Source organism: Hymenobacter sp. BT559 (assembly GCF_017571525.1).
Lineage (GTDB): Bacteria > Bacteroidota > Bacteroidia > Cytophagales > Hymenobacteraceae > Hymenobacter > Hymenobacter ginsengisoli.
In genome coordinates this window covers 1-21585 of record NZ_JAGETY010000011.1, presented here as the reverse complement: position 1 = coordinate 21585, position 21585 = coordinate 1, and the positions used below count along the sequence as shown (strand labels likewise).

The following is a 21585-nucleotide window of genomic DNA, read 5'->3' as shown; positions in this document are numbered from 1 at the left end:
GCAGTGCAGTCGCGGACTGAAAGTCCGCGCTACTCCCGCGCCTTCGCGGCAAAAGTGTACCCTAGCCCCAGCGTGATGGTGCGCGGCGCGGCCGCCGTGTAGGTGGTGCCGTACTGGTTGGTGGTGGCGTTCACGGCATAGAGCGCGTTGCCGAGGTTCACCACATTGGCCCACACCTCCAGGCCGCGCGCTACCGATTGCGGCAGGCGGTAGCCCAGGCGCAGGTTCAGCAGGTGGTAGCCGGCGTAGGTTTTGGTGTTGGCCGTGTTGGTGTAGAACTGGCCCACGCGCTGGTACTCCAGCCCCACGCGGGCGCCGGGCGCAAAGCGCGGCTTGTAAAACACCTCCGCATTGGCTAGCCAGTTGGGCGCGCCCACCATGCGGTTGCCAGCGTAGTCGCGGTTGCGGCCCTGCACTACTTCGCTGTAATCGAGGTAGGTATGGCGGGCGTTGGTGCCGCTCAGGCGGAAGTTCACCTCTGGCACCGGCGCGTAGGTCAGCGTGTACTCGATGCCCTGGTGGCGGGTGGCGCCCACGTTTTCGCTTTGCGTGGTGTTGTCGGCCTGCAAGAGGCTCACAATTTCGTTGCGGCCCTCCATTTGGTAGAGGCTCAGGTCGATATACACTTTGCGCTCGAACAAGGCCACCCAGCCGCCGGCCTCGTAGTTGGTGAAGTTGGCCTGCTTCAGCTCGATAGTCTGTCGCGAGCTGTAGAGGCTGCTGGTTTCGGGCGGCTGGAAGCCGGTGCTAAAATTGGCGTACAAGCCCTGGGCCGGCCCTAGCGCATAAGTCAGGCCCAGCTTGGGCGCCACGATGTTGTACACATTGTCCTGCGCCGCCTTTTTGCTGGTCTGGCTGCCGCTCAGGTTGTTGCTGAACTTGTACTGCACCCGGTCGTAGCGCAGGCCGCCCACTATGCGCAGCGCCTCAGTAGCCTGTACCTCGTACTGGGCGTAGGCAGCCGTGTTGATGAGGTCGATTTTGTAGTCGTCGAGGTAGCGCCCCGTATCGGTGTAGCCGGTGTAGAAATTGTTGGCTACGTCCTTCTGAACATTCAGGTAACGAGCGTAGTACGTGCTAGGGCTGAAATCAGCATACGCCCCCACAATGAGCCGCGAGTTGAGAAAACCAAGGTCGGCGCGGTGCTGCGCTAGGGCCCCGTAGCTGTGAAAAGACTGATTATTGACCTGCCCATTGGAGCTTTGGTACACGCCGTTCGCGCGCACATCGGCGATGTAGTAGCTCGGTAGCTGGCCGGTCGAGTTGTAGCGCGTGAAGGCCGTGAAAGCCGTTTGCTGGCCGGGGCTCCAGTCGTGCTCCAGGCGCAGGCTGGCGCGCACGGCCGTCACCTCGCGGTTGGTGAAGCGGTTGTTGCTCTGGTAGCTGCGGCTGTAGAAGTGCGCGCTGTCGAGGGTACCCGGCGTTTGGGTGTAGAGGTAATTATAGCTTCCCGTCCCGATGAGGCGGGTTTTGGCGTTGAAAGTATAATCGGCCCGCAGCGTCCACGACTGCTTGTTGAAGTCAGTGTAGTCTTGCCAGCCGCCGCGCTGCCGGGCCGCGTAGCCTCCCGCATACAGCCCTAGTCGGCCCACTGTGCCGCTGGCGCTGGCATCGATGCGCCGGTAGCCGAAGTTGTCGCCCTGCACCGAGGCGCCCACTGTGGGCAGCGGCGTGGGCTGCTTGGTCAAAAAGTTGACTGCCCCGCCGATTGCATTGGAGCCGTAGAGCGACGAAGCCGGGCCCTTCACCACTTCCACGCTGCGCACGCCGCCCTGGTTTATCTCATACAGCGCATTGTGGTTGAAGATGCCGATGGGCCTGATGGGCAGGCCATCCTCCAAATACAAATACACCGCATTGGTCGTAATGGGCTGGCGGATAGCCATCATGTGCTGCTCGGCGCCCATATCCACCATGTACACGCCCGCCACCTTATTGAGCAGCTGGTAGGGCGCAGTAGCCTTGGTATCGGCAATGAGCTGCGGCGTTATCGTGCTGATGGCCACCGGCGTTTCGGTGCGCCGCTCCTGCTCGCGGCTACCCGACACCACCACGCCCTGCAGGCTCACGGGCGCCGCTTCGAGCCGCACCGTGAGGGCGTGGCCGCCAGTAGGCACGTGCACCTGCTGGGTGTTGTAGCCAATAAACGAGATAGTTAGCTCGCGGCTAGCGGCCGGCGCAGCCAGCACAAAGCGGCCGTTGGCATCGGTGGTAGTGCCGGTGCCAGTGCCCGGAGCCACCACCGAAACGCCCGGCAGCGGCTGCTGCGACTGCGCATCGAGAACTGTGCCGCGCACGGCGGCTTGCTGCGCCTGCGCGCTCGCCAGGCTAGCCACGGCCAGCCCGGCACCCATAAACATACCTTTCATTCCTCTGAAAACAGACTAACCCAAACACAGAGGGGCAAGGCCCGGCTAGGCCACAAACGCATTGCGCCTCAGGCCCTAGCCGGCCGGCAACTCCCCGTTCGATGGTTGGCTTAGCCGAGGGGCGGGCGAAAAACTGCCCCTAGCGGCGCAGTGTAGTGCCCGGGCACCAGCGCCGCGTAGCAAGTAGCAGCGGGGGCAACCGGCTGGGCCGGCTGCGACTGCCAGGCGGCAAAGGCCGCCGGCAGCATTTCGAGCCGCTCCTTTACGGGGCCGGCCGACTTATTCTCGCGCTCTTCCTGCTGGCGGGCCTTCTTGGCGAAGTAGCACTTGCCGTCGCAGTGCAGGGCCGGGCGGGCCTTATTCACGCAGTAGCGGGCCGTGATAGCCGCCTGATTGAGGGCAAAATCCACCAGCAATACTTCGCGGCTGAACGATTGCAGCAGCACCAGCGAAATAAAGAAGTAGGCGAAAAATGCTTTCACGGCAACTTGGTGAGAAGGCACAAAGGTAGGGCCCGCGCCTACCGCTGGCTTCACTTACTGCGGGTGGCGGCCATTTGTTCGCCCAGCAGCCCCGTCGGCTGGGCCAATTTCTACTTTCCGTTGCTCAAAAATGCGGCGCACCGTATTGCCGCCAAAGCCGCTAGCCCCCCAGCCGGCGCCAGCCGCGCCACAACACGCCGAGGTCAAAAGCCAGCTCATAGTCTTGGGCATACAGCCGTTCGAGCCGCTGGCGGGCGGCCTCCGTGAGGGGGGCATCGGTGGGAGCAGCATCGGCCGGCGACAGCACCGCCGCCTGGCGGGTGGCTTCGGGCAGGTAGCGCAGGCCCACCCAGCTACGGCGCCCCCGCAGCACTTGCAGCAGGTGCGGCAGCAGGCCCCTCGGCCGGCGCTGGGCCGGCAGCAGCAGCGGGCTACCCAAAGCCACCAGCAGGCAGGCCACTAGGTCGAGGAGGCGCTTGTTGCGGCGCTGGGCGGGCTGGCTCAGGCGCCACGAGCTGTTGAGCGTGTAGTAGTCGCCGGGTGCATCCTTGTGGCTGCTGCCGATGATATACTGGCTGCCGGCCGGCAATATTTTATAAGCCACCGGCGGCCGGGCAGGCAAGCTAGCCATGAGGTCGATAATCTGGCTGGCTGGCAGGTCCTGGCCGCAAAAAATAAGCTCGGTGAGGCCATACAGGCGCAGCAGCGCGGGCAGCTCGGCCACCGTGCCCAGGTAGTCGGGCTGCGGGGGTATGGGGGGGGCTAGCGAGCCGCCGGGCCTGATGTAGCCGATAATCTTGCTCGGCACCCGGGCCTGGGCCAGCAGCTGGCGCACGCGCCGGCTTTCGGCCGCCGAGCCTACGATGGCTAGGGTTTTGGGCTGGCCCTGGCTCAGGCGCAGGTTGCCGTGGCGCAGCCAGTGGCTCAGCAGGCGGCGCCCCAGCAGCGCCGCCACCGCCCAGCCGCCCCCCAGTACGATGAGTGCCTTCGAGAAACGCCAGTTGTCAAAAAAATTCGATACGGCCGAAATCAGCACCGTGCCCACGGCCACGCCGCGCAGCACCCGTCGGGCGCGCATGGGGTGGTCGTAACCCCCGCTCAGCCAGGTGGTGGTGAGCCAGGTCGCGATGTAGAGAGGCACGGCCACCAGCATATACTGCGGCGGAAAGGGTGCCCGCACCGACTTCAGGGTGGCTTCCCAGTACGATTTCAGCAGGTAGATGCCGGCGTAGAGCAGGCCCGCATCGAGCAGCATCGGGGTAGCAGCGGTGGCCAGGCGCTGGGCCAGGGCTAGCCCCGCCCGCAGCCAGATGGCACTGTTTATCAGCAGCGAAACGGCCCCCGCCTGGCTGCTTGCAAAGTGCTTGCGCGCAAAAATGACCATGGCCCGGTAAAATACCAGCACGTAGTTGACGCTGGTGCGCTTGGTGCTTTCGCCCTTGTAGTGCAGGATGCGGGTGCCCGGAAAATACCAGTTTTGCCAGCCGCCCTGCGTGAGCCGGTACGAGAGGTCGATGTCCTCGCCGTACATAAAATAGTCTTCGTCGAGCAGGCCCACCTGGGCCAGTGCGGCTTGGCGCAGCAGCATAAACGCCCCGCTGAGCACCGCTACTTCGTGCGGCTCGTGCTTATCGAGAAAGCCCAGGTGGTAGCGCCCAAACGTGCGCGAGCCCGGAAACAGCCGCGCTAGCCCGAATATCTTGTAAAATGCCACCACTGGCGTGGGCAGCCCGCGCTTGCTTTCGGGCAAAAACCGGCCCTGGCCGTCGAGCATCATCACCCCCAGGCCACCGCAGCGCGGGTGTGCATCCAGAAAGTCGCAGCAGCGCCGAAAGGTGTCCTCGGCCACCAGGGTGTCGGGGTTGAGCAGTAGCTGATACTGGCCGGTGGCAAGCCGCAGGGCCTGGTTATTGGCCCGGGAAAATCCCCGGTTATCGTTGTTTTGCAGTAAGATGACTTCGGGAAAGCGTTGCTGCACCATCGCTGCTGAGGTGTCGGTCGAGTTATTATCGACCACAAACACCTCTACCGGCTCGCCTAACTCCGCTGCTGCCTGGCGCACCGACAGCAGCGTCTGCTCCAGAAAGTAGCAAACATTATAGCTGACAATGACGACGGAGAGCTTCACCACGGGGAGGCGAAAATACGGGGGTACCTGTCATTGCGAGCGCAACGCAATAGAGCGCGGCAATCGCTCCTTGTCGTCCGCATTCTTGGGTTGATAATCCCTAGCGGAAAGGAAAGATTGCCGCGCTCCACTTCGTTGGGCTCGCAATGACAGAATAAAGAAAGAGGGGCCTAGCGGGCCTGGCGCTGGCGCTCTACAATGCTGCGGCCCAGCGTGATTTCGTCGGCGTATTCGAGCTCGCCACCCATCGGGATGCCCCTGGCAATGGTGCTGATGTGCACATTGCCAAAGTCACGCAGGCGGCGCGAGAGGTAGAAGGCCGTAGTATCGCCCTCCATGGTGGGCGAGATGGCGAGGATGATTTCGCGAATCTCCGAGTCTTCGGCGCCGGCGCGGGCCACCAGCGAGTCGACCTGCAAGTCGGCCGGGCCAATGCCCTCGATGGGTGAAATAACGCCCCCTAGCACGTGGTACACGCCCTGGTACTGGCCGGTATTTTCGATGGCAATCACGTCGCGCACGTCGGCCACCACGCACACCGTGCTGTGGTCGCGCAGCTTGTTGGCGCAAATGCTGCACTCCTCGGCATCCGAAATGCTATGGCAGGTGCGACAGTACGTGATGTCGAAGCGCATCTTGGCCAGCGCCTCGGCCAGGTTGGCGGTGGTGTCAGTTTCAGCCTTGAGCAGGTGTAGGGCGAGCCGCAAAGCGGTTTTTTTGCCAATGCCGGGCAGGCGCGACAGCTCCGCTACCGCGTTCTCAATCAATTTGGAAGGAAAGTCCATTCAGTTGGTATGCTGAGTAAACGATGTACTGAGGTGCTGATAAATGGAAAGCCATTATGCCGGCAAGAGCCAGCACATCAACACATTAAAAATTAGCACATCATACGATGTCGGCCGAGATGCCACGGTCGTGAATGGCCGCGCAGCGCGGCTCCAGCTCTTCAAAGGTGCCGTTTTTGACCGCGCACTTGCCCTTGTAGTGAATGAGCAGCGTGCATTGCTCGGCCTGCTCGGGCGCGTGCTCGCACACGTCGATGAGGGTTTGAATAACGTGGTCGAAGGTGTTCACGTCGTCGTTATAAACTACGAGGGCGCGCAGCTCCTGCTCTTCTTCGAGCAGTAGTACGTCGTCATCATAATCAATTTGCGGGCGAGTTTCGGGGAAAGCCATGACACAAAAATACGGCAGCCCCGACGAAGAAGGAGCTGGCTGATAACGCCGGGGCCGGGGGTTTCGTTCGGGTGGAAAGGAAGATAAACCCGCCTTGGCCGCTACTTTTGAAGAAGAAGCTGGAATAGAAAGGGAGGAAGAGTCAGCCGTCATTTCCGGTTCTTCATTCCAGCTGCTCGCCTCGTCTATGCCCGTTCCCTCCGCCGATTTTAAAAAAGCTGTGGCCCGCCTTTCCGACAAGGAAAAGGAGGCGCTGGTGCTGCGCGCCGCGCGCCGCGATGCCGAGCTCTACGACACGTTCAGCTTTGAGCTGCTGCCCGAGGTGACGCTCGAAAGCGTGTACGAAACGAGCGCCGACCGCATTCACGAGCTGTTCAACGTGGCCGTGACGGGCCGCCTGCTCAACCGTAGCCTGGTGAAGGCCCTGCGCGAGGCCGTGCAGGAGGCCGCCCGCGCCCGCCGCATCACCAAGAGCAAGCAGCTCGAAATCGACCTGAGCCTCTACACGCTGCGGCTGATTTTCGACAACTATACCGGGCAGTTTGATAGCGTGTACCAGGGTTTTTATGTGGGCACGGCCCGGCTGGCCACCCGCCTCACCCAGCTCATCCCAAAGCACCTGCACGAAGACTTGTGGCTGGAGTACAAGCCCGAGCTCGATGACTTTCTGACCCAGCTGCACGGCCGCTCGAAGAGCCGCGAATTGAAGTTTGAGCTGCCGCGCGAGCTGGTGCTACCCGACTAAAAGGCCATGAGCGAACCTACTACGGCTAGCCCCGCCGGCGGCTGGCCCCAGGTGCCGCGCCGCATCACGCTGCGCAACTCTATGAAGGCGGCCCGCGACCCCATCGGGGCGCTCAACCAGCTGCTGGCGCACTACGGCGACACGGTGCGGCTGTACCTGGGCGGCGTGCGGCCGGCCATCGTCACGCGCGACCCGGCGCTGGTGCAACACATCTTACAGAAAAACCACCGGCGCTACTTTAAGTCAGACCTCACGCACGGGCTGCTGCGCTACCTGGGCCGCGGCCTGCTCACCAACGAGGGCGCCGACTGGCTGCGCCAGCGCCGGCTCATTCAGCCCGGCTTTCACCGCCAGCGGCTGGCGGGCCTCACGCGCCTCATGCGCGCCGCGGCCGACGAGTGGGTAGCCGAGCTCGATGCGCTGACCGCCGCTAGCCCCGTGGCCGAGCTCGACGCCCACGCCGCCATGACGCGAGTGGCGTTTCGCATCGTGGCTAGGTCGGTATTTGGCGATAGCCTGGACGACAGCCAGCTGGCCCAGCTCAGCGACTGGCTCACGGCTATTCAGGCATTTTATGTAAATACCATCCGGCAGCCGTATCTGCGGCCCTGGCACTGGGTGCGGGGCAACTACAGCCGCCACGACCGGCTGGCCCGACAGCTGCGCGAGCTGGTGCAGGCGGCCGTGGGGCGGCACCGGGCGGCGCAGGCGGCTAGCCCGCCCGGCACCCCCGCCCCCGACGACCTACTGCAAATGCTGCTCGACGCCCGCTACGAAGACACCGGCGAGGCCATGCCCGACGAGCAGCTGCTCGACGAGCTGAATATCCTGCTCGTGGCCGGCCACGAAACCTCGGCCAATGCCCTGGCCTGGGCGCTCTACCTGCTAGCCCACCACCCCGCGGCGCAGGACAAGCTGGTGGCCGAAATAGCGCACGAGCTGCCCGGCGGCCGTCCGCCCGAGTTCGCCGACCTGCCGCGGCTGCCCTACGCCCTGCAAGTGGTGCAGGAAGCCATGCGCCTCTATCCGCCGGCCTGGATAATGGACCGCGTGGCCACCGAGCCCGACGAGTTTCAGGGCCAGCCCATTCCGAAAGGCACGCTGTTTTCGCTGTATCTCTACGGCCTGCACCATCACCCGGCGCTGTGGCCCGATGCCGAAGCCTTTCGGCCCGAGCGCTTTGCAGCTGGGGCGCAGCCCCCACCGCCGGCCTATGGCTACCTGCCCTTCGGGAGCGGGCCGCGCCTGTGCGTGGGCCAGCAGTTTGCCCTCACCGAGCTGCAGCTGGTGCTGGTGCAAACGTTGCGTCGCTACGGCGTAGAGCCGGCCGGCACGGCCGTGCCGAGCATGTCGCCGCTCATCACGCTGCGGCCGGGTGGCGCGCTGCCGCTAGGCTTTCGGCGGCGCCCGGAGTAGGACCAAAAGCAGACCTTCTGACTGCCAGAAGACGTATAAACCAGAAAAACGTCATGCTGAGCTTACCGAAGCATCTCTGCCGCGCCAATTGGGTTGTTCGGTAGAGATGCTTCGGTAAGCTCAGCATGACGTTTTTTATTGCCTCGTATTGTAAAAATCCGTCAGTCACTTGGAACACCTGGCCCTTATCATTTTTCTGCTAGCCCTGCTGGTGGCGCTGTCAGCAATGGCCCCGCGACTCAAGCTGCCCTACCCGGTGCTGCTGGTGGTGGCGGGTGGGCTGCTAGGGCTGGTGCCTGGCCTGCCCGCCATCGAGCTCAACCCTAACCTTATCTTCTTCATCTTTTTGCCGCCCTTGCTCTACGAGGCGAGCTACCAGATGTCGTGGCACGAGTTTGTGGCCAACCGGCGGCCCATCACGCTGCTGGCGGTGGGGCTGGTACTGCTCACTACCACGGCGGTGGCGGTGCTGGCGCACTACTGCATACCAGGCTTTAGCTGGGCGCTGGGCTTTGTGCTAGGAGCCATTGTGGCTCCGCCCGATGCCGTAGCGGCCACCAGCGTTACAAAGGGCTTGGGGCTGCCGCGCCGCATTACGGGCATTCTGGAGGGCGAAAGCCTGGTAAACGATGCCTCGGCGCTCATTGCCTACCGCTACGCGGTGGCGGCGGTGGTGAGCGGCACGTTTGGCCTCTGGGATGCCAGCTGGCACTTTTTGTGGGTGGCTGGCGGTGGGGCGGCCATCGGCATTGCAGTGGGCTACGTGGTGGTGCGCATCCAGCATCACCTCACCGATGCCACGCTCATCACGGCGCTGTCGCTGCTGCTGCCGTTTGGTATTTACTTAGCTGCTGAGCACGTAGGCGTATCGGGGGTATTGGCGGTAGTGGCGATGGGCCTGATGATGAGCCGGCGCTCGCACGACATCTACGACAACCAAACGCGGCTGCTCAAGCACAGCTTTTGGCGGGTGCTGGGCTTTTTGCTCAATGGCCTGGTTTTCCTGATAATCGGGCTGGAGCTGCGCACTATTCTGGCCGGCCTGGGCGTGGGTACTTTTTGGTCTACGCTCGGCTACGGGCTGTTGGTGAGTGCTGTCACTATCGCCATTCGGATGGGCTGGGTGTTTCCGGTGTCGTACCTGGGCCACTGGCTAGGGCATCTGCTGGGCCGCTCGGGCGAGATGACGCCCAAGCGCAACCTCTTCATTACCTCGTGGGCCGGTATGCGCGGGGTGGTATCGCTGGCCACCGCGCTGGCCCTGCCGCTGGTGGTGCGCGGAGGGGAGGCGTTTCCGCAGCGCAATACCGTGCTGTTCATCACCTTCACCGTTATCCTGGTCACGCTATTGGTGCAGGGTCTGAGCCTGCCCTGGCTGGTGCGCCGGCTAGGGGTGCAAGAGTCGCCGGCCCAGCGCGCGGCCGAGGCGCAGGAGCTGCGGCTGGCTCTCACGCGCGATGCGCTGGTCTACCTCGAAGGCCGCATTGCGGCCGCGCCTGCTCCCGACCCCAGCCTGCTGACGCTGCGCGAAGTGATGCGCCGCCAGGCGCGCCGCCTGCACGGCACGCTGGCCGCCAACGAAACCACCGACGAGCAGCCGCCCACCGAAACCGAAACCCAGGCCGCTGCGGCCTTTGAGGACTTGCTGCGCTGCCGCCTCGACGTGACTGAGCGCCAGCGCCAGCAGCTGGTGCATCTGCACCACAACGATGCTTACAGCGAAGAGGCCGTGCGGCAGGTAGAGTTAGAGCTCGACCGCTTCGAGATAGCGCTCGATACGCAGCTGGCTACCGTGCAGCAGCCCGAAGAGGCCGCGCCCGCCAGCGTCGTCCGCTAGCCCTTGCGCTGGGCTACCATACGCAGGTCGCTGGCTGTAGCAGCGTTTTCGCGCAGCTGCTGAAATTGCTCAAACTCGCTAGGGGTAAGCACCTTAAACAGGCACTGGGTCAGCAGCTCGGGTGTGCGCGTCAGGCGCTGGTGCTTCTGCACGGCCTGCTGCACCACCCGGGTGCGCTCGGGCGAGAGCTGGAGCGTAGCGGCCAGGTAGCGCACCAGCGGGCTAGCCCCGATGCCGCTACCCGCCAGCACGCCTACGCTGGGCGTGGGGCGCTCGGGGTCGTTGGAAGAAGCCAGGGCGGGGCGCTGACTCAGTACCAACGTTAAGAGAAAGAGGGAAGTAAGTGATGTCTTCATGAGATGGCAGAGAGCGTAAGTGGGGTAGCAGCCGCCGGCCCGTGGTAGGTCACTAGGACCATCGTCGGGCTCGACGGCAGCAAATGTACGTGCGTATGCTCTAACTACAATCCTATTTAGTCATCGGTAAGTGCTGTATCGTAAAAATTATTTTTTTAAGCAGTACCAGCGTGGGCTGCGGGCTAATTGGCACGATTTCAGCCTGTCGGGCCGGCTACGCTACGGCAGGAGCCGCTTGCCCAGCGCCCGGCGCAGGTCGGGCACATCGTAGCGGCGTAGCACACCGGGTAGTACTTCCGAATAAGCATCTTTGGCCGCCGGGTTTTCGAGGTAATACTGGAACGAAGGCGGCCCACTACTCACCTGCACCTGCTCTATGCCAGGGCCAAAAACGGGCGCTGTGCCTGGCGGCTGCGGCGCGTCATTCGTCATCGGAAACGGTTTTTTAACTACGCGCGGGCTAAGCAGCGCGGCGTGCAGGGCCACCAATGCCGTGCGGCCATCGGCCCGTAGCAAGATGGGCAATTGCCAAAACCGGCTGTCGTTGCGCAGCAGCGTGAGAATGGTGCCCACATCTGCCACGCGCTGGGCTAGCAGCGGGCGGCCCAGGTGCAGCGCCAGCATGGCATCGCGGTATTCCTGGTTATAGTACTTGGGGTCGTTGAAGGCGGCCGGGTCGGTGGTTTCGCCTAGGCCACGCAGGTCGGCCAGCAGCACGGCCGTGCCTTGGCGCTGGTAGGCGGCTAGCCGGGCGGCGCTGTCGCGCAGCACGGCGGCCATGCCCTGGCCGGGCAGCCACAGCACGAGCCGGGTGGGCGCGCCGGGCGCCGGCAGCAGGAGGCGGGCGGGCAGCGGGGGCTCATCGTCGCGGCGCAATAGCAGGCCCTGCCACGCCAGGCCGTTGGGCAGGCGCAGGGTATCGCGCGGCTCTTCACTTATTTTAATTGCACCCGTTGAGCTTTGCCCTAGCCCTAGCTGCTGGATGAGCACGTGGGGCAGTGTTTCCGGCGAATAGGCCGGCCGGTGGCTGGCCAGCGCTCGCGCCTCGGCCAGGTGCATAGCGGCCAGGCTTACTTCCTCCTTAAACGCCGTGGCAACCTGCCCGGTGGCGGTGCAGCGCAGCATAGCCTCGGGTAGGGGCTGGTCGTTGCCTTCGGCTATCAGCGGCCCGCTAGCCCCCAGCCACCGCCGAAACCAGGCCACGGCCGCCGCCCGCTTGGGGGCCGAAATGCCGTGGCCGTCGTCGTAGGTGAAGAGGTCGGTTTTCTCAGCTTGGCCCAGCGCCGTGTAGGCCCGGCGGGTGTCGGCGTAAGCGGCGTTCATATCGGTCTGGTCTACGAAGTCGTAGCGGCCAGTGAGCAGCAGCAAGGGCTTGGAGGCAAACATGATAGGCCAGTCGGCCACGTCGAGGCCGGCCGCGCCCGCGCCGGGCAGCATCACACAGCCATCGGCCGGGCCGGTGAGGGTGAGGTTGCGCTCGCCGGCGGCCACGTAGCTGCACAGCGCGGCCACCTGCACCCGGTCATCGTAGGCCATGAAGTAGGCCGTTTGGGTGGCCCCGCCCGAGTTGCCGAGGCAGCCCACGCGGGCCGCATCTACCTCGGGCCGGGTGAGCAAATAGTCGAGGCTGCGCACGTTGTCCCACAGCTCCTCGGCGGGCAGGTTGGTGCCTAGCAGGGTGGCCTGGGCGTTGAGCAGGGTGTGCTCGGTGGTGCCGCCGCGCGTGAGAAATTTCCCGCTAGGGTCTACCAGCTGCATCCGTTCGCCCTGGCTCACCGGGTCGATGACGAGCACTACGAAGCCGTTGCGGGCCAGCAGCCGGGCCGTGAGCTGATACGAGGGCGTCGCCTTGCTGGTCTGCTCGTGCCCGCAAAAGAGCAGTGCCGCCGGCTTCTTGCCCTTGCCCTCGGGCAGATAAAGATTAGCCGTGACGTGGTGGTGCGGCAGGCTCTCATAAATCACTTTTTCAATCTGAAAGCCCCCCTGCGGCACCGTGCCCGTAACCCGTGCCCGGAGCGGACTGCGGGCCGGCAGCGGCCCTAGCACCCTTCGGAAGCGCGCCCGCGCCGAGTCGCGATATGCCTGCGTGCCCGCCGCCGAGGCCAGCGCCGCATCGAGGGCTAGCCGGCGCGGGGCGTACTGCTGGTGCACCTGCTGCAAGAGGTAAGTAGGCAGCGTGGCAGGTGCCTTCCAGTCGATAACGGGGGTGATGGAAGCCTGGGCGGCAGCGGGCAGGCTAGCGGCGGTCAGCAGCGCCAGCAGCAGGTAAAATGGCAAAAAGTAGCGAAGCATACACAAAGAAGCGAATGGCCGTGCGAGCGCCGCTGGTCCTGTCATCCTACGGCTGCCTAAGGAAACCAATACGGCCGCATTGAAGGCAGCCGGGTCTTCACGCGGGGCGTAGTGGGTGAGGCCGGGGAAGATGTTTCAATAGGAGGTAGGAAGAGGGTGATGCTGCCGCAACGATACCAAAAGTGGCTAGCTAGCGAGTTGGCTAACTGCCTGCGGCCGCCAGCCAACTCGCTAGCTAGGTGTTAGCAGCAAAATGCCCCCGGCCGTAGCTGCCGGGGGCATTCCATTACTTGGTTCAACGCAGCTACTAGGCTTTCTCGGGCAGCAGCACGGCGTCGGGGTAGTTGCCGAGTACGGGCTGGCCAGGGGCGCCCTGGGTCACGGCCTCCACGAGTAGCTTGCCGCCCACGAAGGCGCCTTTCCAGCTTTCGCCCAGGCCGCCGAATACTTCCTCGCGGTCGCCGCGGCTGCGCAGCTTGTTGATGCCCACCTTAAAGGCGCGCAGCTCCTTGCTGGTGCGGGTGGCCCACTTCTCGTCGTCGGACCCTAGCGCCGTCACGAGCGCGCCGTTCGAGATGTTCATCTCGCCCACCAACTCCTCTACGCGGTCTACGAGTACTACTGTGTCGATGGGGCCGAAGGGCTCCTTGAAGTAGAGCTCGGCCTGGCGGGGCAGGCCCACCAGGGCACGCGGCGCGCGGTAGGCCGAGCGGTCCTGGCCGGGCAGGAAGAGGTTATCATCGAGCTTGCCCTGGTAGAAGGGGATGGCGCCGTGCTTGCTGGCGTCGGTAAATAAATCGTCGAGACTCTTGGCCTGCGCGGCGTTGATAACGGGGCCAAAGGCGAGGTCGGGCAGCTTGTCGCCGGGGTTATCGACTAGGGTCGGGTTGCCCACTTTGAGGCTGCCGATGGCCTTGGTGTAGGTTTCCAAGAACTGCGGAAACAGGTCGCGCTGCACCACCCAGCGCACGTAGGCCGTGCAGCGCTGCTTGCCGTAGTCGTAGCCTTTCACCAGCTGGTCGGCCAGCTTGTCCCACTGCGAGTAGTCCCAGATGCCGTAGGTATTCACACCCTCCATCTCCAGCATGTAGCGCTTGTGCTCCACGCTCAGGGCGTCGGCGATGTTGCGGCCATTGTAGCGCCCGCCCACAAAGCTGAGGCAGTCCACGGCCGGGTCTTTCACCAGCACGTCGCTGAGCTCGCCGCCGGGGCCGCTTACCAGCGTCACGGGCAGGCCGGCGCGGCGGGCAATGGCAAAGGTGAGGCTGAGCGAGATAAAGCCACCGTCGGTAGGCGTCTTGGCAATCACGGCGTTGCCGGCCAGCGCCTGCACCAGCACCGCGTGCAGCAGCACCGACATGGGGTAGTTCCAGGAGGCAATGTTGCTGACGAGGCCTAGCGGGCGGCGGTCGCCGAGCAGGCTTTCGATGTTCTCCACGTACCACTGCACGCCCTCGATGCAGCGGTCAATGTCGTTGAAGCCCAGCTTGTAGGTTTTGCCGATTTCCCACATCAGCAGCTTGCTCACCAGGTCGATGTGCGGGCGCAATTGGTCGAGGCAGGCCTGCACGCGGCGGCGGCGCTCCTGCAAGTCGGTAGCAGCCCAGGCAGCGGCTTCGCCCTTGGCAAAGCGCACGGCGCGCAGGGCGGCATTGTGCTTGAGCATGGGCAGCGAGCCGATGTCGGAGCCGTCGATGGGGGAGTGGAAGGCGCGGGGCTCGCCGGGCTCCTGCCACTTGCCCTCAAATAAGTTGAGGTAGCCGCCGCCAGGGGCAAATATTTCGGGTACAGCCTGCTTCACGTCGCTCAGCAGCTTGCTGAATTCGACTTCGGGCGCAATGATTTTCGGCATGAGAAAGAAGTGCGCCGGGTGTTGGTCGGGCGCGTTGGTGAAAGAACAGGTAGGGAACAGCGGAAAGAAGGAGAGGTTAACCTCTCCTGTCATTGCGGGCGTAGCGCGGCAATCGCTCCTTCCCGCTAGGGTCATTATCCCAACGAAAAAGAAAAGATTGCCGTGCTCCGCTGCGTTGCGCTCGCAATGATAGAATCATTTTATGCCGCTGCCGCTGCCGCTGCCGCTTGCAGCTCGCGCACTAGCTCGGCCGAGCCTACGAAAAGCGGCACGCGCTGGTGCAGGTCCTGGCTAGGGGGCACGTCGAGCACGTCGGTGGCGCCGGTCACGGCCACGCCACCGGCTTGCTCGGTCACGAAGGCAATGGGGTAGCATTCGTAGAGCAGGCGCAGCTTGCCGCTAGGCCACTCGCCGGTGGGCGGGTAGAGGTAAATGCCACCCGTGAAGAGATTGCGGTGATAATCAGCCGCCAGCGAGCCCACGTAGCGGGCGGTGTAGCGGCGCTCCTTACAGGTGGTAAGAAAGGAGCGGGCAAACTCGGGGAAGTCGAACCAGTTGCCCTCGTTGCACGAAAACACCGTGCCCTGCGCCGGAATAGTCAGCTTGGGATGCGAAAGAAAAAACTCTCCCAGGCTGGGCTCATACGTGAAGCCCGTTACGCCGTGGCCCGTGGTGTACACCAGCATCACGCTGGAGCCGTAGAGGATGTAGCCCGCCGCCACCTGCGCCCGGCCACCCTGGGTAAAATCTTCGGCCCTAGCCGGCCCGCCGTAGCGGCTCACGCGCCGGTAGATGCTGAAGATGGTACCCGTGCTCACGTTGAAATCGAGGCTCACCGAGCCATTGAGCGGGTTGAGGGCCACCACGTACTTGCCGTCCTGGTTGCCGGTTTCGATGATGTCGGGCCGGGCCTCGCTCAGCACGGCGCAGCACTCGCCGCCGTTGGTGAGGGCGCGCACGAAGCGGATGTGCGCCTCCTCGCCCAGGCGGTGGCGCGGCGCGGTGGTTTCGCCCTCGGGCCCCACGGTTTCGGCCAGGCTGCTGAGGCCGGCGCGGCTCACCTCGCGCACCATGATTTTGCTGGCTAGGGCAATGTCGCGCAGCAACTGCGAGAGCTCGCCGGTTGCAAACGGAAACTCGGCCTGCTTGCGCATGATGTAGCGCTCGAGCGTGGTGCCGACGGGGGTGGCCAGCTCGTCGTGAGTAGGTAGCGTGGTAGTTGGTGTAGACATAGCAAAGCACTGGCCGGTAGGCCAGGAGTAATTTTCGTAAAAGAGTAGCTGAGGGGCCGGGGGCAGTCGTTAGGGTTCCCTCCTTTTAGGAAGGGCCGGCTCCCGGCACCCGCTCAGCCTACTTAGCCTCCGGCTGCTTCTGCGACTGCCACAGCACTACCTGCCAGCCCTGCAGATTTTTAATCTGCACGGTCACGTATTTGAGGTGCGCCACATTGGGCGAGCCATCGGGCTTATTGGGCTGGTAAATGGTGATTTGGCCGTTTACCACGGCCGTCGTGCCGTTGTTGTAGGCGCGCACATTGATGTTTTCGACGTCAATCTTGTCGTACACGCTCTTGCCGTCGCGGATACCCTGCAGGTAGTCGGTCTTGCCCTGCTGCTTGCCGTTGGCGTGCGTGTACACAAGGTCGTCAGCAAAAGCCTTTTCCAGAAAAGCGTAGTCCTTGCTTACCTGCGCGGCAAAGCGCTGGCGCTCCAAGCCTTCCACCTCTTTGGCTGCCTCAGCGTTGCGCTGAGCAGGAGTAGTCGTAGCTGACGGCAGCGCCGTAGTATGCTTGGCGCGCTTGGGTGCCGTTTGGGCCACGGCAAGCAGTGGCAGGGCTAGCAGCGCCAGGGCAGCAAATGAGCGTTTCATATAAAAAAACAGCTTAGGAAGCAGTGGGAAGAATGTCGCTCTCGTCGAGCTGGATGGGCTCCATGCGCGGCACCAGCGTAAACATGAGCACCCAGGCCAGCAGGTAGGCTGCCCCGCAAATGAAGAACATGATGTAGTACGCCTTGTCGAGCTGGCCAATGCTTTCGTAGTGCACAAACATGCCCTTCTGCACCAGGGCCGTAAGGGCGATGCCGCCCAGCCCGCCCGCCATGCCGCCAATGCCCGTAACCGAGGCCACCGCGCGCTTGGGAAACATGTCGGACACGGTGGTGAAAATGTTGGCGCTCCACGCCTGGTGGGCCGCCGCCGCAATGCCGATAACCAGCACCGCCAGCCACATATTCAACCCCCCTAGCCACTGCGCAAACACAATCGGGAACACGCAGAAAGCAATAACCAGCATGGCCGTTTTGCGGGCCTTAAATGCGGGCATGCCGCGCTTGATGAACCCTAGCGGCAGGTAGCCGCCGCCCACGCTGCCGATGCTCGACAGCACGTACACGGCCGCCACGGGCAAGGCAATCTCGGTGCCCTTGAGGTGGTACTGCTTGGTCAAAAAGTCGGGCAACCAGAACAGGTAAAACCACCAGATGGGGTCGGTAATGAACTTGCCCAGCACGAAGGCCCAGGTTTGGCGGAAGCCCAGCAGCGGCAGCCAGCCTACCTTGGGCTTTTCCTCTACCACCCCCTCGGCGGGCAGGCCCACCGGAATATCGGCGTTGATGTAGGCAAACTCGGCCTTGCTCAGGCGCTTGCTCTCGGCCGGCGTTTCATAGATGAGCATCCACAAAACCAGCCAGATAAAGCCCAGCGCCCCGGTGATAATGAAGGCCCACTGCCAGCCAATATGCTCGGCAATCCACGGCACGCTAAGCGGCGCGATAATGGCCCCCACATTGGAGCCCGAGTTGAAAATGCCCGTGGCCAGGGCCCGCTCGCGCTGCGGAAACCACTCAGCCGTTGTCTTGATGGCCGCCGGAAAGTTGCCGGCCTCCGTGATACCCAAAAAGCCCCGCGCCACCCCGAACCCCAGCGTGCTGCTCACCAGCGCGTGGCCCATGGCGGCCACGCTCCACAGCGCGGTCGAAAGCGCGTAGCCGAGCTTGGTGCCCAGCTTGTCGATGATGCGGCCCACGCCTATCATGCCCACCGCATAGGCCAGCTTGAAGGCAATCTCGATGTTGGCGTAGTCGCCTGCGTTCCAGTGGAACGCCGTTTCGAGGTACGGCTTCAGCAGCGAGATAACGGCCCGGTCGAGGTAGTTGATAGTCGTGGCAAAAAATACCAGCGAACAGATAGTCCAGCGGTACTTGCCCACAACCGTCGAGTCGGTGCCGGGCGGCGAGCTGCTTAGGGTGGGATTCATAGAATAGGATTACTAGTAAAAGCGCTACTCAAAAACCGTTTGTCATGGCGAGCCTGCGATTCGCAGGCTCGCCATGACAAACGATTATTTTTTAGCAGCATTAGCTACTTTCTGCTGTAAAAACTGCATCAGCGGGGCTACCCGCGCCGTGATGGTGGCCGCGTCGCTAGCCCCTTTGAAGAGCTGCGAGCCCACGCCTACCACGTTCACGCCGGCCCCAAACCACTCGGTGAGGCTAGCCTCGGTGGGCTCGACGCCGCCCGTCACCATCAGCTTGACGTTGGGCATGGGGCCACGCAGGGCCTTCACATAATCGGGCCCGACGAGGTTGCCGGGGAAGATTTTGACGAGCTGCGCGCCAAGCTGGGTGGCGGCGTAAATTTCGTTGGGGGTCATGGCGCCGGGCAGCCAGGCCACGTCGTGACGCTGGCAGGCAGCGGCTACGTCGGCCGTAGTCACGGGCTGCACGATGAAGGCCGCACCGGCCGCGATGAAACGCTCGGCATCGGCGGCGGTATAGATGGTGCCGATGCCCAGCACGAGGTCGGGGCAATCGTCGGCTACCAGCTTGGCTAGCTCCTGAAACACCTCAAAGGCATTGGCGCCGCGGTTGGTAAACTCAAATACCCGCACGCCCCCGGCGTAGCAGCCACGCACAATGGACTGCGCATAGGCGGCATCAGCATGGAAAAAAACCGGCACCAGTGGCGCGGCTAGTGTGCGGGCGATAACTTCTTGGGAGGACATGTTTTTGGCTGTTCGCTAATAGCTGCTAGCTGTTAGCTTGATGTTCAATAATAAGCTGCTGGCTGTTCTGTGGCTGGCAATCCAGCAGAAAAAGCTAACAGCTAGCAGCTATTAGCGAACAGTTGAAAAATCAGCGCAGCAGCCGGCCCGTGAGGTTGCCCTGCATGAGGTGCTCGACTTCGGCGGGCGTCACCAGGTTGATGTCGCCGTGAATGGTGTGCTTCAGCGCCGAAGCGATGGTGGCGAAAGACAGCGCCTGCGCGCGGTCTTCATAGGTGTGCGAGCCGTAGATGAAGCCCGAGATAAACGAGTCGCCGCCGCCGATGCGGTCTACCACCGGCGAGATGTCGTAGAACGGCGTTTCGAAAAACTCGCCCTGGTCCCAGAGCAAGCCGCAAATGCGCTCGTGCGAGGCGCTCTGCGTCTGGCGGCGGGTGGCAATGACGCGCTTAATAGTGGGGAAGCGCTGGGTCAGCTGCTGGCTCATCGAAATGAAGCCATTATCAGAATTCGGGTCGGCTTTGATGCCGAAAAGGTCGTCGGCGTCGCCTTCGGTGCAGACCACGATATCGCAGCCTTCTACCAGGCCCGGCATTACATCCTGCGCTTTCTGGCCGTATTGCCACAGGTTGCGGCGGTAATTCACGTCGGCCGATACGGTGACCCCTAGCCGGCGCGCAGTTGCAATGGCCTCGGCGGTGGCCTGGGCCGCGGCGGCCGAGATGGCGGGCGTGATGCCCGTCCAGTGCAGCCAGCCGGCGTTTTTTAGAATTTCCTCCCAGTTAAAGGAAGCAGGGTCGAGGTGGGCGAAGGCCGACTCGGCGCGGTCGTACACGATGCGGCTGGGCCGCAGCGAGGCACCCACTTCCAGGAAATACAACCCGAGCCGGTGGCCTTCGGTGAAGTGGCAGTGGGTGGTATCGACGCCGTAGCGGCGCAGGTGGTTGGCGGCGGCATAGCCCAATTCATTGGCCGGGAAGGCCGAGACGTGGGCGGCGGGCACGCCCATTTGGGCGAGGGCAGCGGCTACGTTGGCGTCGCCGCCGCCGTAGGTTACTTCGAGGGTAGCGGTCTGGGGCAGCCGGTAATTCAGCGGCGGCGAGAGCCGCATCATCACTTCGCCGAAGGTTACGACTTGCTTCATAAGAGGGGGCGCTAGGGGTCAGTTTAGCCTAAAAAGGCGCTAACCCAGCGTTAAGCAGGAGGGAATAAGACGGGAAAGGTAGGCCGGTAATAGGGTGCGTAAACCCACTTTTCCCGTCTTTTTTAACGCAAACGATTCCGATACCCTGCCTTGAAAGCGGGCTGAGTAGCGCGGACTTTTAGTCCGCAAGTGATAAACGGTACTATTCGCGGACTAAAAGTCCGCGCTACACAGTGGCCAGCTCTCCTGCACTTACCGGCTTGGCGGCCCCTTCAAAACCAAAGTAGTTTTTGGCGTTGCCGTAGCTGATGTTTTCGACCAACTGGCCTAGCCAGGGTAACTCCTCGGCGGGCAACTCGCCGTTCTCCACATCGCGGCCCAGCAGGTTGCAGAGAATGCGGCGGAAGTACTCGTGGCGCGGGAAAGAAAGGAAGCTGCGCGAGTCGGTGAGCATACCCACAAACTGACTTAGCAACCCCATGTTGGAGAGCGCGTTGAGTTGCTTTTCCATGCCATCCTTCTGGTCTAGGAACCACCAGCCCGAGCCAAACTGGATTTTGCCGGCCACCGAACCGTCCTGGAAGTTGCCAATCATGGTGGCAAACAGGTCGTTGTCGGCGGGGTTGAGGTTGTAGAGGATGGTTTTGGCTAGCTTGTTTTGGTTGTCCAGCCGGTCCAGGAAGCGCGACAAGGCCCGGGCCTGCGAGAAGTCGCCAATCGAATCCCAACCGGTGTCGGGGCCTAGCTCGCGCAGGGCGCGGGTGTTGTTGTTGCGCAGCGCGCCCAGGTGAAACTGCTGCGTCCAGCCTTTCTCCCAATCCATGATGGCCAGCTCTACCAGCATGGCCGACTTGAATTGCTCAACTTCCGCAGCCGACAGCGGCTGGCTAGCCTGCGCTTTCTCAAAAATGGCGGCTACTTCTTCCTCGGTATAGTCAGCGGCATAAATCTGCTCCAGGCCGTGGTCGGAGAGGCGCCCGCCGAGGCTAGCGAAGAAATCGTGCCGCTGGCGCAGGGCTGCCAGCAGGTCGGTGTAAGTGCGAATTTTGGTGCCAGCTGCCGTGCCCAGCTTGTCGAGGTACTGGCGGTAGTCGGCGGCCTCGGGCGTCATGGCCTTGTCGGGGCGGAAGGTGGGCAGGATGCGCGTGCCGAAGTCGTGGCCGGCCAGTGCCTGGTGGTGCTCCAAGGTGTCGGCCGGGTCGTCAGTGGTGCATACAGTCACCACGTTCATTTTGCGCAGCAGGCCCTGCACGCTGTACTCGGGCGTTTGGAGCAGCGCGTTGCACTGGTCGTAGATGCGGCGGGCGCTGTCCTTGTTCAGCAGCTCGGTAATGCCGAAGTAGCGGCGCAGCTCCAGGTGCGTCCAGTGGTAGAGGGGGTTGCGCACGGTATAGGGCACCGTTTCGGCCCACTTCTCAAACTTCTCCCAATCGCTGGCGTCGCCGGTCACGAAGCGCTCATTCACGCCGTTGGCCCGCATGGCGCGCCACTTGTAGTGGTCGCCGTAGAGCCAGATTTGGGTGATGTTGTCAAACTGCCGGTTTTGGGCAATCTGGTCGGGCGGCAGGTGGCAGTGGTAGTCGATGATGGGCTGCGGCGCGGCGTGCTGGTGGTAGAGCGTGCGGGCCGTCTCCGTTTGGAGAAGGAAGTCGTCGGAGAGGAAGGGCTTCATAATTAGTTAATTATGAGTTATGAATTGTAAATTGTAAATTGTCATTGCGAGCGCAACGAAGTGGAGCGCGGCAATCTTTCCTTGTCGTCTTCTTCAGTAGATTTAGTACCCCT

The 21585-nt window shown here is 63.0% G+C and carries 17 protein-coding genes; 3 read left to right on the top strand and 14 right to left on the bottom strand.

Going from position 1 to position 21585, the window contains the following annotated elements; translation table 11 throughout:
- Nucleotides 1-29: 29 nt before the first annotated feature.
- The 5 genes from J4D99_RS15240 to J4D99_RS15220 all read right to left on the bottom strand — a co-directional run bounded on the left by J4D99_RS15240 (nt 30) and on the right by J4D99_RS15220 (nt 6155).
- Complete coding sequence (locus J4D99_RS15240) at nt 30-2369, bottom strand: TonB-dependent receptor (protein ID WP_208132596.1); 2340 nt, start codon at nt 2367-2369, stop codon at nt 30-32.
- 110 nt (nt 2370-2479) lie between these two features.
- Nucleotides 2480-2851, bottom strand: coding sequence for a hypothetical protein (locus J4D99_RS15235; protein WP_208132595.1), 372 nt, complete (start codon nt 2849-2851; stop codon nt 2480-2482).
- Between the two features lie 160 nt (nt 2852-3011).
- Nucleotides 3012-4979 carry a glycosyltransferase gene (locus tag J4D99_RS15230; RefSeq protein WP_208132594.1) on the bottom strand — a complete coding sequence of 656 codons (1968 nt, stop codon included), beginning with the start codon at nt 4977-4979 and terminating at the stop codon, nt 3012-3014.
- A gap of 170 nt (nt 4980-5149) precedes the next feature.
- On the bottom strand, nt 5150-5764 hold the full coding sequence (gene recR, locus J4D99_RS15225; protein WP_208132593.1) for a recombination mediator RecR: 615 nt from the start codon (nt 5762-5764) through the stop codon (nt 5150-5152).
- A 100-nt stretch (nt 5765-5864) separates the two neighbouring features.
- Nucleotides 5865-6155: an ATP-dependent Clp protease adaptor ClpS gene (locus J4D99_RS15220; RefSeq protein ID WP_208132592.1), complete on the bottom strand. Its 291-nt coding sequence runs from the start codon at nt 6153-6155 to the stop codon at nt 5865-5867.
- A 187-nt stretch (nt 6156-6342) separates the two neighbouring features.
- Between J4D99_RS15220 and J4D99_RS15215 the strand changes: the two genes are divergently transcribed.
- The 3 genes from J4D99_RS15215 (at nt 6343) to J4D99_RS15205 (ending at nt 10153) form a co-directional block, all read left to right on the top strand.
- On the top strand, nt 6343-6900 hold the full coding sequence (locus J4D99_RS15215; protein ID WP_208132591.1) for a hypothetical protein: 558 nt from the start codon (nt 6343-6345) through the stop codon (nt 6898-6900).
- Between the two features lie 6 nt (nt 6901-6906).
- Complete coding sequence (locus J4D99_RS15210) at nt 6907-8316, top strand: cytochrome P450 (RefSeq protein ID WP_208132590.1); 1410 nt, start codon at nt 6907-6909, stop codon at nt 8314-8316.
- Between the two features lie 169 nt (nt 8317-8485).
- A complete protein-coding gene (locus tag J4D99_RS15205; protein WP_208132589.1) occupies nt 8486-10153 on the top strand; it encodes a Na+/H+ antiporter in 1668 nt (555 codons plus the stop codon).
- Here J4D99_RS15205 and J4D99_RS15200 read toward each other — a convergent pair.
- From J4D99_RS15200 to uxaC, 9 genes are all read right to left on the bottom strand, one after another.
- Nucleotides 10150-10509: a hypothetical protein gene (locus J4D99_RS15200; protein ID WP_208132588.1), complete on the bottom strand. Its 360-nt coding sequence runs from the start codon at nt 10507-10509 to the stop codon at nt 10150-10152. The two genes, J4D99_RS15205 and J4D99_RS15200, sit on opposite strands and share 4 nt — an antisense overlap.
- Before the next feature lie 219 nt (nt 10510-10728).
- Nucleotides 10729-12801: an alpha/beta hydrolase family protein gene (locus J4D99_RS15195; protein ID WP_208132587.1), complete on the bottom strand. Its 2073-nt coding sequence runs from the start codon at nt 12799-12801 to the stop codon at nt 10729-10731.
- Between the two features lie 307 nt (nt 12802-13108).
- Nucleotides 13109-14653, bottom strand: coding sequence for an aldehyde dehydrogenase family protein (locus J4D99_RS15190; RefSeq protein WP_208132586.1), 1545 nt, complete (start codon nt 14651-14653; stop codon nt 13109-13111).
- Nucleotides 14654-14853: 200 nt separating this feature from the next.
- Nucleotides 14854-15885, bottom strand: coding sequence for a class 1 fructose-bisphosphatase (gene fbp / locus J4D99_RS15185; RefSeq protein ID WP_208132585.1), 1032 nt, complete (start codon nt 15883-15885; stop codon nt 14854-14856).
- A 118-nt stretch (nt 15886-16003) separates the two neighbouring features.
- Entirely contained in the window at nt 16004-16522 is a 519-nt protein-coding gene (locus J4D99_RS15180) for a nuclear transport factor 2 family protein (protein ID WP_208132584.1), read from the bottom strand.
- A 13-nt stretch (nt 16523-16535) separates the two neighbouring features.
- A complete protein-coding gene (locus tag J4D99_RS15175; RefSeq protein ID WP_208132583.1) occupies nt 16536-17909 on the bottom strand; it encodes an MFS transporter in 1374 nt (457 codons plus the stop codon).
- Nucleotides 17910-17993: 84 nt separating this feature from the next.
- The gene (locus J4D99_RS15170; RefSeq protein ID WP_208132582.1) at nt 17994-18656 is read right to left on the bottom strand and encodes a beta/alpha barrel domain-containing protein; all 663 of its coding nucleotides are present in this window, start codon (nt 18654-18656) and stop codon (nt 17994-17996) included.
- A 130-nt stretch (nt 18657-18786) separates the two neighbouring features.
- Nucleotides 18787-19800, bottom strand: coding sequence for a sugar kinase (locus J4D99_RS15165; RefSeq protein ID WP_208132581.1), 1014 nt, complete (start codon nt 19798-19800; stop codon nt 18787-18789).
- A 226-nt stretch (nt 19801-20026) separates the two neighbouring features.
- Nucleotides 20027-21472, bottom strand: coding sequence for a glucuronate isomerase (uxaC, locus tag J4D99_RS15160; protein WP_208132580.1), 1446 nt, complete (start codon nt 21470-21472; stop codon nt 20027-20029).
- Nucleotides 21473-21585 lie beyond the last annotated feature (113 nt).

Excerpts from the sequence above, each read along its gene's own strand:
- J4D99_RS15240 (WP_208132596.1), bottom strand. The coding sequence starts at position 2,369 with ATGAAAGGTATGTTTATGGGTGCCGGGCTGGCCGTGGCTAGCCTGGCG.
- recR (WP_208132593.1), bottom strand. The coding sequence starts at position 5,764 with ATGGACTTTCCTTCCAAATTGATTGAGAACGCGGTAGCGGAGCTGTCG.
- J4D99_RS15220 (WP_208132592.1), bottom strand. The coding sequence starts at position 6,155 with ATGGCTTTCCCCGAAACTCGCCCGCAAATTGATTATGATGACGACGTA.
- J4D99_RS15215 (WP_208132591.1), top strand. The coding sequence starts at position 6,343 with ATGCCCGTTCCCTCCGCCGATTTTAAAAAAGCTGTGGCCCGCCTTTCC.
- J4D99_RS15210 (WP_208132590.1), top strand. The coding sequence starts at position 6,907 with ATGAGCGAACCTACTACGGCTAGCCCCGCCGGCGGCTGGCCCCAGGTG.
- J4D99_RS15200 (WP_208132588.1), bottom strand. The coding sequence starts at position 10,509 with ATGAAGACATCACTTACTTCCCTCTTTCTCTTAACGTTGGTACTGAGT.
- J4D99_RS15195 (WP_208132587.1), bottom strand. The coding sequence starts at position 12,801 with ATGCTTCGCTACTTTTTGCCATTTTACCTGCTGCTGGCGCTGCTGACC.
- J4D99_RS15190 (WP_208132586.1), bottom strand. The coding sequence starts at position 14,653 with ATGCCGAAAATCATTGCGCCCGAAGTCGAATTCAGCAAGCTGCTGAGC.
- fbp (WP_208132585.1), bottom strand. The coding sequence starts at position 15,885 with ATGTCTACACCAACTACCACGCTACCTACTCACGACGAGCTGGCCACC.
- J4D99_RS15180 (WP_208132584.1), bottom strand. The coding sequence starts at position 16,522 with ATGAAACGCTCATTTGCTGCCCTGGCGCTGCTAGCCCTGCCACTGCTT.
- J4D99_RS15175 (WP_208132583.1), bottom strand. The coding sequence starts at position 17,909 with ATGAATCCCACCCTAAGCAGCTCGCCGCCCGGCACCGACTCGACGGTT.
- J4D99_RS15170 (WP_208132582.1), bottom strand. The coding sequence starts at position 18,656 with ATGTCCTCCCAAGAAGTTATCGCCCGCACACTAGCCGCGCCACTGGTG.
- J4D99_RS15165 (WP_208132581.1), bottom strand. The coding sequence starts at position 19,800 with ATGAAGCAAGTCGTAACCTTCGGCGAAGTGATGATGCGGCTCTCGCCG.
- uxaC (WP_208132580.1), bottom strand. The coding sequence starts at position 21,472 with ATGAAGCCCTTCCTCTCCGACGACTTCCTTCTCCAAACGGAGACGGCC.